At 68.6% G+C, this 15,319-nt stretch carries 8 protein-coding genes; 1 reads left to right on the forward strand and 7 read right to left on the reverse strand.

All coding sequences use genetic code 11. The features are described from left to right. Positions 1-50: 50 nt before the first annotated feature. The 7 genes from BST15_RS12770 to BST15_RS12800 all read right to left on the reverse strand — a co-directional run bounded on the left by BST15_RS12770 (position 51) and on the right by BST15_RS12800 (position 14,460). Complete coding sequence (locus BST15_RS12770) at positions 51-3,215, reverse strand: arabinosyltransferase domain-containing protein (RefSeq protein ID WP_046189977.1); 3,165 nt, start codon at positions 3,213-3,215, stop codon at positions 51-53. Then, positions 3,212-6,475, reverse strand: a complete 3,264-nt coding sequence (locus BST15_RS12775; RefSeq protein WP_046189978.1) for an arabinosyltransferase domain-containing protein — start codon at positions 6,473-6,475, stop codon at positions 3,212-3,214. The genes BST15_RS12770 and BST15_RS12775 overlap by 4 nt, the downstream gene beginning before the upstream one ends. A 111-nt stretch (positions 6,476-6,586) precedes the next feature. Continuing rightward, positions 6,587-6,919 carry a hypothetical protein gene (locus tag BST15_RS12780; protein WP_046189979.1) on the reverse strand — a complete coding sequence of 111 codons (333 nt, stop codon included), beginning with the start codon at positions 6,917-6,919 and terminating at the stop codon, positions 6,587-6,589. Positions 6,920-7,045: 126 nt separating this feature from the next. After that, positions 7,046-10,243: an arabinosyltransferase domain-containing protein gene (locus BST15_RS12785; RefSeq protein WP_046189980.1), complete on the reverse strand. Its 3,198-nt coding sequence runs from the start codon at positions 10,241-10,243 to the stop codon at positions 7,046-7,048. Positions 10,244-10,277: 34 nt separating this feature from the next. Next, positions 10,278-12,131, reverse strand: coding sequence for a galactan 5-O-arabinofuranosyltransferase (locus tag BST15_RS12790; protein WP_109370764.1), 1,854 nt, complete (start codon positions 12,129-12,131; stop codon positions 10,278-10,280). A gap of 181 nt (positions 12,132-12,312) precedes the next feature. Continuing rightward, a complete protein-coding gene (locus BST15_RS12795; protein WP_046191493.1) occupies positions 12,313-13,077 on the reverse strand; it encodes a decaprenylphospho-beta-D-erythro-pentofuranosid-2-ulose 2-reductase in 765 nt (254 codons plus the stop codon). Continuing rightward, positions 13,078-14,460, reverse strand: a complete 1,383-nt coding sequence (locus BST15_RS12800; RefSeq protein ID WP_046191494.1) for a decaprenylphosphoryl-beta-D-ribose oxidase — start codon at positions 14,458-14,460, stop codon at positions 13,078-13,080. Positions 14,461-14,537: 77 nt separating this feature from the next. On the opposite strand from BST15_RS12800, the gene BST15_RS12805 reads away from it, so the two are divergent. After that, positions 14,538-15,086 (forward strand): hypothetical protein, encoded by a 549-nt coding sequence (locus BST15_RS12805; RefSeq protein ID WP_234708253.1) that lies wholly within the window; start codon positions 14,538-14,540, stop codon positions 15,084-15,086. Positions 15,087-15,319: the final 233 nt, after the last annotated feature.

The raw sequence follows: 15,319 nt of genomic DNA on the forward strand, positions 1-15,319 counted from the left end.
GATCAAGGCCTAACTGAGGCCTCCCCGCCCCGGGGGCGGGGAGGCCTCAGTTAGGCCTTGATCCGGATCTGGCCCGGTGACCACCAGCCGGATCGGGTGGCGGTGCCCAGGTCCAACTCCGCGGGCGTCGCGGGCGTGATCACGTCGAACTGACGCAGCGAACCCCAGTCGCGGCCCCAGTCGTAGTTCAGGTACGTGGCCATCACGTGCGCCCGCAGCAGCATGTCCGAGATACCCAGCAATCCGCCGTTGACCCCGTCCTGCCAGGTGTCGGTGTCCTGCTTCTTGGCGTTGTAGTCCGGGGTGATCCGATACTGCGGCACCTCGGTGACCCCGTTCGCGTGCAGCATCGGGTGCTGGCACGGGAACGCCAGGCCCACCGCCCAGTCCAGCAGCACCGGCTTGTCGGAACCGATGTACTCCTGGATGGTCTTCACCTCTGGCAGTCGCGGCGGAGTGAACGCGATCCAGTCGCGCGGGTTCAACGACTTGTCCACGGCGACAATGCGAACCGCAGTGGCCTGCTCGGGAATCTGCGCCCGCGGGTAGCGCAGGTTGCGCCACATCCGCGGCCACTCGCCGAACAGGTCGTACGGCACCAGCCGGCCCGCGGCCACCGGGACGCCGTCGGGCCCGGGCACACCGTACTCGAGCTGCACATCCTGGCCGGTGGTGTAACCCTTCAGGACGCTGTTGCCGGCGATCGTGCCGGCCGCGGTCACCGCCACCAGTGGGTGGCCGGCATCGGCGGGCGGCAGTGTGTACCAGGCCGACGTCAGTCGACTCTCCTGTTGGCCGTCGGTGCTGTAGCTGCCCGCCAACGGAATCCGGGCCGGGTCCAGCCCGTAGGGCAGCGGGACCCTCGAGCCGTTGATGCCAGCCGCCGGCAATTTCTTCGGTGCATCCCAGTCGTAGTCGGTACCGGGCTGGGTGATCGGCATCCGCAGCGACTCGGCCACCACCTTCTCCGGCACGCCGCTGGCGGTGAAACCGACCGGGTCCACACCGCCCAGGGGTCCCAGGTCGCCGTATTCGCCCGGCAGCGGCGTCAGGGCACCGTCGTTGGGGTCCGGTTCCACCAGCACGTTGTCGGCCAGCCCGCAGCCACCGACGAACGCCCGCACGTTGGCCAGGCCATTGGAGTACGTCGGGTACTCGCGAACGATCCCGGCCACCATCGAGGCCACAAATACGCAGACCATGAAGCCGGCCGCCACCGGGATGGGTGCGGCGGTCAGGGCGCGGGCCAGCCGGCCCTCACCGCGGTCGCGCGGTGCGAAGTGCAGCCAGGCCGCCCATCCGGCAGTGACGGCGAACATGGCGAACAGAATTGTGCTGACGGTGATCCCACCGATCCGCGGCATGTCGGCGTTGAACGGAACCCCGTAGCTGGAGACGTACCACCAGCCGTTGGTGGTGGCGAAACACAACGCCAGGATGAACAGCACCGCCGCGGCGAACGCCATGCGGTTTCTCGACCAGCGCACCACTTGTCGCGAGACCAGGACCGTGGTCAGTGCCGCCATGGCTCCGGCCACCGCGGCGAACAGCCCGAAGTGATGCACCCACTTGGTGGGCGCGAACATCAGCGAGAACATGGTCGCCAAGATGACGCCCATCAGCCGCCACACCGGGCCGCTGGCGACACCGGCAACGCGCTTGCGGCGCAACATGATGAACATCGCGGTGAACAGGCACAGCGCGCAGATCAGGAAACCGAACCGCCGCGACAATGAGCCGTCGACAGTCGGCAGAATCAGGTAGTAGTAGCGCAGGTTCTCGGTGTACCAGGCCTGGCTGGGGCCGATCGCGGTGCGCACCCGGGTGGCTTCCAGCACGGTACGGATGGTCTGGTCGGAGAAGACCACGGTCAGGATCACCGCGCCGGCGGCCAGCAGCGGGGCCACCAGCGGCCACGTGCCGTGAATCTGGTGGCGACGCACCAGGATCCGCAGCAGTGGCCGGCCACCGGCCAGCAGTGCGGCCACCGCGATCAGGCCGGTGGGTTGAATGCCCAGGGTGAAAGCCGCGCAGATGATCGCCAACGCCGCCGGTGTGAGGCGGCTTGAGATGATCGCCCGTTCCACCAGCACCCAGGTGATCAGCGCGCCGACCGCGATGATCCCTTCGGGGCGCAGGCCGTTGTTGAACGGCATCCATGCCGCCAGCAGCACCAGGCCTGCGGCCCACAGTGCGGGCTTGCTGGCCGCCACCGCCGGACCGAACCGGGGCAGTACCTCGCGGCTCAGCAGCAGCCAGCAGACCAGCCCGGCGACCAGATCCGGGAGCCGGATCCAGATGCTGGCGTCGGAGACGTGCGTCATCAATGCCAGCAGGTTGTAGTACCAGCCGAACGGATCTTCCGGGCTGCCGAACCAGCGGAAATAGTTGCTCATGTAGCCGGCATGGTCGGCGACACGCGCCATCCCGAGGACGTAGCCGTCGTCGGAGGAGTTCGCACCGATCACGTACCAGAGCACGAATCCGAACACCACCACCACATCGGCGAGGGAGAAGAACCGCCAGCGGCTCGGGATCAGCCGGTGCATCCGGTGGCCGTCGAGCCGGTCCAGACGCCACAGCGCCAGTACCGCGATCACCGTGGCCAGAATGGCCGCAAAGATCGCGGCCCGCTTGAGCGCCGTCGGCTTGGTGGAGAACCGGGTGTCGATGTCGGCGGTCAATGCCAGACCGGCCGGTGCGGGACCGGCCAGATCGGTGAACACGCCGACGATCTGCGGGCGCAGGTTCGGGTCGGGCCAGCCGTAGCGCTGCGTGATCCCGCCGATGGTGGCGAACGTCCCGTCGTGCGACGACGTGACCTCGATGTCGGTGCAGTCGGGGCCCTCCACCTTGGCGCGGGGGGCGGTGGCCAGCACCACGTTGCGGTCGGTGACGTCCACCCGCTTCTCGGTGACGGTGATGAACAGCCCGTTGAGCGCGGCATCCTTGCCCTTGGCCGGAGCCGTTGACACCAGCGTGCCGCCCTCGGCGGGCAACTGGCGCACCAGCGCACACGGCGCCTTCACCGTCATGGAGATCGGGGTCTGCGAGATCAGCGGTGCCGTCACGCTGCTCAGCTCGCCGTGCTGCGGCCAGTTCAGCGTGGCGGTGGTCTGCACCACCGGCAGCAGCGGCGTGGCCACCGACAGCAGGAAGCCCACCAGGCCGGCGATGACCGCCACCCAGCGAGTCACTTTCAGGTCGCGCGTCATGGCAGTGCTCGAATCGGTCCGGGCCGGCTCCAGCCGGCAACAGTGACGGTGCCCTGCTCGATCACGGCGTCAGGTGCCTCCGCGGCGGGGATCAATCGGTGATACGCCTCGACCGCGCCCCAATCGCGATACCAGTCGTTGCGCAGGTAGGTCGGAACGGTGGTGGTCCACAGCATGGCCTGAGTGATCATGAACGGGCCACCGTCTTCGGCGGACTGCCACAGGTTCGACGACGCCGCGGTCTGTTTGTGGTCGGGCATGATCCGGTACTCGGGCAGTTCGGCGACGCCCAGGTGCTCGGCGAAGGGTCGCTGGCACGGGAAGTTGGCCGCGACAGCGATGTCCATCAACACCGGGGTCTGTGAGCCCATCAACTCGCTGATCGTCTTGACCACCGGTACCCGCGGCGGGGTGAAGGCGATCCACTGCTCGGTGGACAGGTTGGGGTCGTTGGCCACGATGCGTACCGCGTTGGTGCCCGGCGGCGCCCATGCCAGCGGGAAGCGCAGGTTGCGCCAGGAATTCTGCGGCCCGATGTCGATCGGCTCCACCTCGCCGAGCGCCGTGAACGTCCCGTCGGGATTGCTGGTGCCCCACTCCAGTTTCAGCGGCTGCCCGTAGTCCAGTTTGCCGTCCTCGCCGTGCGACCAGATGGCGCCGGCGGCGGATACCACCACGATCGGTGCACGGTCCTTCGACTGCTCCGGCAGCCGGTACCAGACCGACGTGGCGTGCGCGGCCACCTGCTCTTTGTACGAGCCGAGCACCGGGGTAAGGGCCGGGTCCAGCCCGAACGGCAGTGCCACCCGCGAACCGTTGACCCCGTCGGGGGCGTCGTCGGGGATCTTGCCGCCGGCGGTGCCCGCGGCGTCACTCTGGTTGGCGCTCGGCTTGTTGGGCGAGGCATCGGCGTTAGGCACGCCGGGCTTGGCGATCACGGCCAGCGAGGTCAGGTCCTCGTCGACGGAGTTCGGGTCGAAACCGTACGGGTCGGCACCGCCGAGCGGGCCCAGCTCGGTGTACTTCTGGCCCGGGATCGGCTGCAGCAGACCGGCATTGGTGTCGGGTTCAGCCAAGACGTCGTCGGCCATGGAGCAGCTGGCGGAGCCCCGAACCCCCGACAACACGGCCTCGGCGTTGGCTTTGGCAGTGGTGTAGGCCGGGTAGCGTCCCGCGGCCGCCTTGGCCATCGAGCCGACCATCAGCAGCACCATCAGGCTCGCGACGATCAACAGGGGGGTAGAGGCCAGGATCCGGTTGCGCCGGTTCGGTGTCACCTGGGTGTGCCCGCTGTAGTCCAACCGGAAGTGCTGCCAGCCGGCCAGTAGGCCGGTGGCGATCGAGGCCGCCAGGAACATCGACGTCACCGGCTTGCTGGCGATCACCGGCGGAATGTCGAACCACGGCACTCCGTAGCCGCCGACATAGAACCAGCCGTTGACCCCCGAGGTCGAGACGGCCACCAGGAACAGCAGCGCGGTGACATACAGGGTCATGTTGCGTCGGCTGTGCAGCCCGACGCGGGCAAAAGTGAAGGCGGTGAGCGCTCCCAGCGCCCCGGCCAACCCGGCGAAACCGCCGAACTGTACCGCCCACTTGGTCGGGGTGAACGTCAACAGCAGCAGGCCCACCGCGCAGGTGCCGATCAGGCGCCAGGCCGGGCCGCTGGCCACACCGCTGATGCGTCCGCGGCGCAGCAGCACGACCAGCATGGCGAACATGCAGAACAACAGCACCAACACGGCGAACCGGCGGGTCAGCGAGGCGTCGACGTTCTCTTCGACGGTCAAGAAGTAGTACCGCAGGAACTCCTGATACCAGGCGATGGTCGGACCGACCACGTACTTGATCCGAGCCGATTCGGCGACCGCGGCCAGGCTCTGTGACCGGCACACCACGACGGCGAGAACCGACGCGGCCGCAGCCAGCACCGCCAGCGGCGCGGCCAGCCCATCGACGGCCCGCCGTCGGCGGATCACGGTCTCGATGGCCCGCGAGCCGGTCAGCAGCGGGGCCAGCGCGATCAGGCCGTGCGGGGCCAGCGTGACGGTGAAGACCGCTACCAGGATCGCCAGGGCGGTGGGAACCAGCCGGCGGGTGGCGATGGTGCGCTCCACCAGCACCCAGACCACCAGGGTGCCCAGCGCGATCAGCGGCTCGGGCCGCAGCCCGTTGTTGAACGGAAGCCAGGCCGCGGCGAACATGGCCGCAGCGGTGAACACCGCCACCCGGTTGCCCGACAGCCGGCCCAGGCGAGGCAGGATTCGGCGGCTGATGATCAACCAGCAGGCCATGCCGGCCAGCGTGGCGGGCAGGCGCATCCACACCCCGGCAGTGCTGATGGTGCTCAACTGGCCCAGCAGCGCCGGATACCAGTCGAACGGGGCCTCGCTGGCGCCGAAGAATCGGTAATAGTTGGCCACATAACCGGCGTGCCCGACATTGCGCGCCATCGTCAGGTTGTAGCCGTCATCGCTGGAGATGGCGCCGATGACGTGCCACAACGCCAGAGTGCCGAGGACGCCCACGTCGGCGAGTCGGGTCACCGGGTGAACTGTGGATCTGGAGCGCCGGCGCCGCGGCCCGTCGAGGACCGCCAGAGCCACGATCGATGCCAGCACCGCCAGCACGCCGAGCGCCATCACGGCGGTCTTGAGTGGGGTTGGCCCGCTGATGAAGCGGGTGTCGATGTCGATACGAGCGTTCAGTCCCGGCTGCGGGCCGACCTGCAGCTCGGTGAAGACGCCGCCGATCTGCGGCTTGTTCTCCGGAGGCAACGTGCCGGCGGCGCCGGGGATACCGACGAAATCTGCGCCGACCCCACCGGCCCCGGCCCACAGGTGCAATTCGCTGCAGTCGGCGAGCTTGCTGCGCGGCGCGGCCGCGGCCACCTGGTCGCGGTAGGCCGCGAACACGGTGGTCTTGTTGGCCCGCACGAACAGGCCGTGCGCCGTGGCGTCGACGCCACCGGCCGGCACCGTGGACAGCACCAGGCCGCCCTTTTCTCCCAGGGTGGCCATCGCCGAGCAGGGGATGGTGATGTCCAGGCTTTGGGGCGCTCCGGAGACCAGGGGCGCGGTGACGTCGGCGACGTGGCCATCAGCGTCGACGCCCTGTGGCCAGGCGATGGTGGCGGTGGTCTGGTTGACCGGGAGCAGCGGGGTGATGCCGCACAGCAGCACGCCGGTGACGCCGGCCACCACCGCGATCAGCCGTGCGAATCGATGACGCTGCCTGGGCTGGTCGTAGGTGGAGGACACGAGCCCTGATGTTAGGCGACCCGATCGGTCACGCGGGGAAGCCGTCCCGCCCGTCCCGAGACCGGGACATATGTGGTCGTTGCCCGCCTCTGAGCGACAGCAGGCATTATGTCAGGTTGGGGACGGGGGCTGGGAATCGCTGGGCGCAAAGCCCTCGGCCTCGGCGCGCAGTGCCATCACTCGTTGGTGAATCCGGTACTCGGTGCTGCGCGGCAGCAGGTGCGCCGGCCCGTAGCGGCCCCGGCCTCGCCGGAACACCCGGCCGTGTTCGCCTTCCCAGCGCAGGGCATCCGAGATCGCCTTCGACGGGCGCCCCCGCACCGTGAAACCGCGGGAGTCCAGCTCCGCGGCCAGCTCGCCGATACTGCAGATTCCGTGATGCTGCAGGTAGTGGGTCAGTACATAGCGGAGTTCGATGCCACGCAGCGGCTTCCGGTTCGTCATGCGGCGACCCTGACACCACGGTCCGACAGACGGGACGTTGTCGCTCAGAGGCGGGCAACTCTCACATGCCCCGGATCCGGTGACGGGTGGGGCGAGCCAGGCGCGTGTCGGAGGAGTGAGCGTGGATCAGTGCCGCAGTGGCGCCGGACTCCACAATCCGGAACGTACGGCGGTGCCCAGTTCCAGCTGCGCCGGTGTGGCCGCGGGGTAATACGGCGTCAGCCGCTGCAGGGCACCCCAGTCCCGGAACCAGTCGTGGTTCAGATAACTGGGCACCGTTGTCGCACGCACCAGCAACTCGGTGATGCCCAACGGACCTCCGCCGTTGTTGTCCATCACCGGGGAGTTGGCCTCCGCGCCGAACCGATCCGGCAGGATCCGCCACTTGGGCACCTCGGTCACCCCGTTCTGGTGGCCGAACGGGCGTTGGCAGGGGAATGCCAGGCCGACCAGCCAGTCCAGCAGCACCGGGTCGGACGAGCCCACCACCTCCTGCAGGGTCCGCAGCTGCGGGACACGTGGCGGTGTCACCGCGATCCAGTGCTGCGGCGCCAGGTCGTCATCGCGGACCACCAGCCGGATGCGGGTCGCCTCGGCCGGGATCGCCGACAGGGGTGCTCGAAGATTGCGCCAGGCCGGGACCGCGCCGATATCACCGAACTCGACCGTACCGCCGGGCTTGTCGTTCGCGGCGCCGGACTCGGTGGCCCACTGTGCGATGACCTCGCCGCGATCGAAGCGACCCGCTGCCGTCACCACCAGCAGGGGCCCGGCGTTGGCCCGGTCGGCGGGCAGCCGATACCAGGCCGAGCGCAACAGCGCGGGCACCTGAATGCCGGGACGCCAGCTGCCCAGCACCGGCACTCGGGCCGGGTCCAGCGTGTAGGGCAGCCGGGCACGGGAGCCGTTCACACCCTCGGCGGCGGTGGTGCCACCCTCGGTGCCCGCCTCGCCGCCGGCGGTCTGTGCGTCGTCATCGGCCAGCCGGCCCAAGCCGGGCGGCCCGATCACCTGATCGGCCGAGACATCGGCGGGGATCCCGTTGGGGGTGAACCCGACCGAGAACGTCGCACCGAGGGCTTCATCGACCGGCGTGTCGATCGGGGTGAGGATTCCGGAGGTGGGGTCCTGCTCCACCAGCACGTCGTCGGCCAGCCCGCAGGTGCTGCCGTTGCCCACAACAGGAAGCGCCCCCAGGTTGGACCGCCCCACCGTCCATGCGGGGTACTGGCCCACCATCGCGGCGGTCAGCGACACCACCTCGAAGACGATCAGCACCCAGGACGCGATCGCCAGCGGGTAGCCCGACAGCGCCGCCCACCGCGGCGGCCGGTCGGGGCCCCCGGTGAAGTGGAACCACGCCGCCGCCAGTGCCGCGGCCACGGTCAAAGCGACACCGATGGTGGCGAACGCCAGGTGCCACTTGGGGAACGCGTTCGACCACGGCACCCCGAAGTTGGAGACGTACCACCAGCCGTTGACACTGGCGAACGACAGCGCGGTGATGAACAGCACCACCGCGGTGAACAGTGCCCGGTTGCGCCGGGAATGCATCGCCGCGGCGCTCACCGCGACGGCGGCCAGGGCGCCCAGCGAGCCGGCCAGTCCGGCGAACACGCCGAAGTGGTGCGTCCACTTGGTCGGAGTGAACATCATCGCGATGAAGGAGATGATCGTGATCCCGATGATGCGCCGGCTGGGTCCGGCGGCGGTGCCGGGAATACGGCCCTTGCGCAGGGCCATCGCCACCGACACCGCCAGGGCGACGCCGAGGGCCAGCACCGGGAAACGCCGGGCCACCGAGCCGTCGGGGGTGGCCAGGAAAAGCCGCTCGTAGCGGACGTGCTCTTCGAACCAGGCCAGGCTGGGCCCGACCGCGGACTTCAGCGTGCTGGCCTCGATCTCACCGGCCAGGGTCTGGTCGCGGAAGATCACGATCGCGGTGATGCTGACGGCCGCGGCGATCGGAGCCAGCAATGGAGCCAGCCCGAACTGCTTAGAGCGCCGGTGCAAGATGGTGCGCAGCGGCCCGATCGCCACCAGCAGGGCACCGATCGAGGCGATCCCGGTGGGCCCGGAGAACAGCGTCATCGCGCCGATGATGCAGGCGATCGCCAACGGCAGCAGGCGGCTGGTGGCCACGGCCCGCTCCACCGAGCACCAGGTCGCCAGGATGCCCAGCGCGATGATCGGCTCGGGACGCAGACCGTTGTTCAGTGGCAGCCAGAACGCCAGGAACATGCCCGCCGCGGTCCAGGCCGCGGCGCGGCTGTGTTTGACGGCGTTGCCCAGGCGGGGGATCACCTCGCGGCTGATCAGCCACCAGCTGGCCAGTGCCATGCCCAGGGTGGGCAGCCGCATCCAGATGCTGGTGGTGGACACCTGCGACCACACTGCGAGCAGGTCGTAGTACCAGCCGAACGGCGCCTCCGGGGTGCCGAACCAACGGTAGAAGTTGGCCATGTATCCGGCGTGCTCGGAAATCCGGGCCATCGTGAGGATGTAGCCGTCGTCGGAGGTGTTTGCGCCCACGAAGTGCCACCACACCAAGACCAGGGTGACCAGGGCGTCCAGCGGTTTCATCGACCACCAGCGGGCCGGCAGGAAGCGCCGGTGCCGGGTGCCGTCGGCGGTGTCCAGGATGTGCAGGGCGATCAGCGCGGCGATCGTCAGCACCACCCCGAGGATCATCGCCGCCAGCTTGAGAGGGGTGGGCGCGCTGGAGAATCGGGTGTCGATGGTGGCGCTGAAGTCCAGGCCGGCCGGCGCCGGTCCGGCCAGGTCGGTGTAGACGCCGACGATCTGCGGCCGGAAGTCGTAGCCACTGCGGGTCCCGGTCAGCGGTGAGCCGGGCTTCTCGGCGTTGGGCCCGTAGGTCAGGCCGACGAACTCGGCGGTGACCCGGTCGGCGTGGGCGGTGAAGGTCAGTTTCTGGCAGTCCGGACCGAGCACCTGGGCCAGCGGCGCCACCACCACCGGCACATTGCGCACGACCAGGACCAGGTCGTCGTTGACGAGTTCGATGAGCAGGCCGCGGTCGACAGCCTTGGGGGCCTGCTTGGGCACGGTGGACAGCAGAACCGACTTGGCCGGGGTGAGCCCGGCCGCGGCCTGGCACGGCACGCTGATGTCCAGGTCGGTGGCGACGTAGCCGATCAGCGGGGCCTGCACGCTGGCCATGACGCCGTTCTGCGGCCAGTTGAGCTCGGCGGTGGTCTGTTTGACCGGCAACAACGGGGTCAGGATTGCCAGCAGTGTGCCCAGAACGCCGGCGACGACAGCGACGGTCCGAGCGATCCGGTAGTCGGCGCGCGTATCGGTCACGCAGAGATGTTATCGGGGCGGTCCGCAGCGCCTGTCAGGTGCGGACGGCCAGCACGAACGGCCCGATCTTCTGGACACGGAACTGCGGCCCCGCGAACAGCGCCGCGTCGAGCTCCACGGTGTAGCGGCGCACGTTGGGATGGTTCGGGTAGACGTCCTTGGCCAGCCGCAACGTGTAGCTGTCACCGGCGCCGGGCCGCATCAGGAAGACGGTCGGAGCCGGCCACGCCAGGTCGTCGAGCGCCTGGGTGAACTGCTCGGACGTCTCAAGGGCGGACCAGGCCCCGATCGCCGCCGCGCGGGCGGAGAACTGCGCCAGTGGGTTGGCGTAGTGCGGGGTGAGGCCCTGGAAGCCCCAGTAGGGGTAGTAGGAGAGGAAGCTGTAGTCGGCGGTGAGCACCACGGTCTCGTTGCGCGGCCTGCCGGTGGCCGCAAGGATTGCGGCATCAACCGCCTCGTAGTACTTCACCGCGCCGGGCGGTCGGCGGTCGCCGCGTTCGCCGTGGCCATCGGTGTCGGTGTAGGCGACGGTGATGTCGGGTCGCAGCACCTCGGGGATGTCCTGGCTGAATGCCAATGCCCCGGCCAGACCCACCGCGGTCGCCGCGGGATACACCACGGTGTGCCAGCCCTGCGCCGCGCGACCGAGCGCCCGCGCACCTTCGACGAAGCCGAACACGCCGGCCGTCGCCAGCAGCACCGTCAACGTCGGCTGCAGCCGGAAACTCAGCAGCGTGGTGCGGGCCAGCGTGGACACCATGGACAACAGTGACCACAGGTAGACGCCGACGACACCGAGCGCCAGGGCGCCCGCGCGGGTCGACTTGGGTGCCCGGACTACCAGCCACAGGGTGCCCAACAGGCATAACGCGCCCAGCAGGGTGAACTGCAGCATGGGGAAACTCAGCTCGGCGCCGTCGCCGGGCAGATAGTGGAAGGCACTGCGGCTCTCACTCGCGGGGCGGCGCAGTGCGGCTAACAGATAGGGCGTCCAGGTGATCGATGCCAGGGCCACGGCGATAGCGCCGATCACCGCCAACCGGATCAGCGGGCTCAGCACGGCGGTGATGCCGGCGCGTGTGACGGCCCGTGATGTCGCCAGCGCCACGGCCATCAACGTCACCGTGAACGCGCCGTAGGCCACCAGCAGGGTGTAGAAGGTGGCGGCGAAGCCCAGGAACAGCCCGGCTCCGACGATGGCTCCCCAACCGCCGGTGGGGCGGGAGCCGTCACCGGCGGCCCGCAGGCCCGACCAGGCCAGGATCAGCACCGGGGGCAGCAGCATGGTGATGATGGCCGCGTACGGCTCCGGGGAGCTGTAGGCCAGCGTCACGGCGGTTCCGGTGATGGTGACCAGCAGGGCCAGCTCGAAGCGGATCATCCGGTTCCACAACACCAACGCCACCGCGGCGGCTATCGCCATCGAGGTGATCGCCCACGGCTTGTACATCTCCCAGGCCGGTGTGCCGGTCCAGGCCGCGGCCCGCCCACCCAGCCAGAACCACCCCGGGGGGTAATACGGTGGCAGCCCCAGATACGTCATGTCGGCTAGCCGTGGACTGTCGGTCAGGCGGGTCAGGTATTCGGTGCGGAACTGCTGATCCACCGAGATGCCGAACAGGTAGAGCTTGGTGGCCCCCAATGGCATCGCCAGTGTCACCACCGCGAACGCACTGGTGAACACGACGGCCGCCAGCCAGGCCATGCCGCGGCGACCCCGCCGCCAGGACCATGCCGCGGCGGCCAGGCCGGCCAGGCAGCCGACCTGCCCGACGGTGGTCAGCGCGTGCAGCTGGTTCGACGAGGGATATGCCGGCCACTGCACCCGCGCGATGGCCACCAGCGCGACCACCGCGACGAGAACGGCGATGACGCAGGCCAGCATCATCTGGGCCACCGTGTTCAGCGCATTACGCACGGCCACCACCAGTCCCAACTGTCACTCGGAAACAGATATATGCCGATTGCCCGCCTTGGAGCGACAATCGTTGTCGCTCAGAGGCGGGCAACTCACCGCAGCCTTCCTCCACGTGACGTGTGTGACGCACGAGGCTGGCGCGGCTCATCGGCTAGATGGGCAACCGGCGGAAGATCACTCGCGGGACGTGCCGCAGCACCATCATGACGTAGCGGAATGCCCCGGGCGCCCAGACGATCTCCTTACCCTTGGCGGCCGCGGTGACCGCCAGCTCGGCCACGTCCTCCTTGTCGACGGTCAGCGGAGCTTCCTTGACGTGCGCGGAGAACCGGGTGCGCACCTGCCCGGGCCGGATCACCAGCACCCGTACCCCGTCGTCGCGAAGCGCCTCGCCCAGACCAAGGTAGAAGCCGTCGAGCCCGGCCTTGGTGGAGCCGTAGACGAAGTTGGTCCGGCGCACCCGCTCACCGGCGACCGAACTCATCGCGATGATCTGCCCGAAGCCCTGCGCGCCCATCTTGTTGGCGAGCAGCACACCCACCGACACCGCCGCCGTGTAGTTGATCCCGGCGACCTGCACGGCCTTGGCCTGGTTGTGCCAGAGTTCTTCGGCGTCGGCGTCCATACCGAAGGCCACGATCGCCACGTCTATATCGCCGGCACTGAATGCGGCATCGATCATCGCCGGGTGGCTCGCGGTGTCCAGGGCGTCGAAGTCGACGATCCGCACCGACTTGGCGCCGGCCGCCTCCATCGCAGCCACGGCGCCGTCCCGGCCGGGATCACCGGGCAGGCACGCCAGCACCACACTCGCCGAGGCGTGGCGCAGGTAGCGCGCACAGATCGCCAGGCCGATCTCGGAGGTACCACCCAGCAGCAGAATGGACTGGGGGTTTCCGGTTGCGTCGAACACCATCTACATAAGCTCCAAACGTCGGGCCATATCTGAGGCGAAGATCCCCTCGGGATCCACCTGGCGGCGTATCGCGATCCACTCGTCGATCCGCGGGTACATGGCGTGGAAGTTCTCCGCGGTGGTGCGGGAGTCCTTGGCCGTGTAGAGCCGGCCGCCGAACTCCAGCACCCGGCGGTCGAGGGAGTTCAGTAGCTCGTTGACGCCGGGCTTCATCGGGAAGTCCAGGCACACGTTCCAGCCGGGCATCGGGAAACTCAGGGGCGCCTGGTTGGCGGGTCCGAACAGCTTGAACACGTTGAGCGCCGAGTAGTGCCCACTGGCCTGGATGTCGATGATGATGCTCTTGAACTCTTCGACGGCCTCGGTGGGCACCAGGAACTGGTACTGCGCGAAGCCGGCCGGGCCGTAGCCGCGGTTCCACTCACCGAGCAGGTCCAGCGGGTGATAGAACTGCGTCAGGTTCTGCACCTTGCCCCGGTAGTGGCCGCCGCGGCGGTAGTACAGCTCGCCGATGGCGCTCAGGCTCAGCTTGTTCATCAACCCGTTGGGGAAGACGTCAGGCACCGTCATCAACTGCGGTGCGTCGAATTTCAGCGGGTTGCGGGCGAGCTTTGGGGGCAGCTCGTCGCGCAGGGCCAGCCGCCCGCGGGTGATGGTGGCCCGGCCCAGCTTCGGCGCCGGGCTGATCGCGTCGAACCACGCACTGGAATAGGTGTAGTTGGCTTCGCTGCCGTCGCTGTGAAAGGCGATGGTCTCGTCCAGGGTGGCGGTGTTGTCGCCGTCGTTGATGAAGTACGCCGTCTCGGTCGGGGTCATGGCGATAGTGGCGCGCAGGATGATCCCGGTCAGCCCATTGCCGCCGATGGTGGCCCAGAACAAGGCGGCGTCATCGCCATCCGGCGTCAGGTGCCGCACGGTCCCGTCGGCGATCAGCAGCTCCATGGAGCGCACGTGGTTGCCGAAGCTGCCCTCGCTGTGGTGGTTCTTGCCGTGGATGTCGCACGCGATCGCACCCCCGATGGTGACCTGGCGGGTACCGGGCAGGACCGGCACCCACAGTCCGAACGGCAGCGCCGCCTTCATCAGCTGGTCCAGGCTCACGCCGCCGTCGACGTCGACGAGGCCGCGGTCGGCGGAGATCGAGTGGATCCGGTTCAGCGCGGTCATGTCGATCACCAGGCCGCCGCCGTTCTGGGCGTTGTCCCCATAGGAACGGCCCAACCCGCGGGCGATCACGCCGCGGCCTCCCGACTCGGCCGATCGGGCCACCGCCTTGGCGATGACGTCGACGTCCGGGGTCGACAAGACCTGCGCCACGCTCGGCGCGGTGCGGCCCCAACCGGTGAGGCGGCGGGGTGTGGTCTGCAACTCGGTGCTCAACATCGCACATGAGGGTACCGTCAACGCGCCGCATCTCGATTCAGCGTGACTAAACGGAGCTGTCCCGTTACGATCGCGCAATGCCTGAGACCTCTGCAAGCGAATCATCCTCTGCCAAGCCCAAGACCGCGGGTTTTCCGCAATCTTCCACTTCAGCGTCGGCGTTGTCGGTGCCCACGATCGCCGCTCTGGCGCTGGCCGTGATCGGTATCGTCCTGGCTATCCTCGGCTGGTTCCACCCGTCGACGAGCCAGAAGTTCAACGACGACCAGCGGACTCAGGCCAAGGGCAACATCTGCAACGCGCAGAGTGTCGTGCGTCAGGGCACCCAGTTCAACACCAACCTGCAGAACCCGGTCCCGGGCGACCTCGCCGGTGACCTGGCGGTGGGCACCAACGCGCGGCTGTCGCTGTTCGCCGGTGGCGCGTACCTGCACCAGGCCCTGGAGTCCAACCCGGCCACCCCGGCCGACGTGGCCCAGGCTGTCGGCGACATGGCCGACACCCTCGAGGCGCTGAGCATCAACTACCTGGCCGGGCACTCGCCCGAGGACGAGGTCCAGCAGCCGCTGCGCGACCAGCTGCGCGGTCAGATCGACGTTCTGGACAACCTCTGCCAGCAGCAGTAATCCCCATCCGGCGACAGGTGCGCTGGGCGAGGTCGAAGAGACCGCGCCCAGCGCACTTTTGTTGGTGGACCTGCTAGAGCTAGTAGGCGCACAGACCATTACGGCCACCCCGGCGACGGGGTGGCCGTAATGGTCTGTGGCCGTTTAGTGGGCCATGGCTCGTTGAGAGTCCAGCAAACGTGACGGACCGCATAAGTCTTTGCTGAATATCAGAGAGTCTTCTCTAAGTCCTT

This window comes from Mycolicibacter arupensis, assembly GCF_002086515.1.
Classification (GTDB): Bacteria; Actinomycetota; Actinomycetes; order Mycobacteriales; family Mycobacteriaceae; genus Mycobacterium; species Mycobacterium arupense.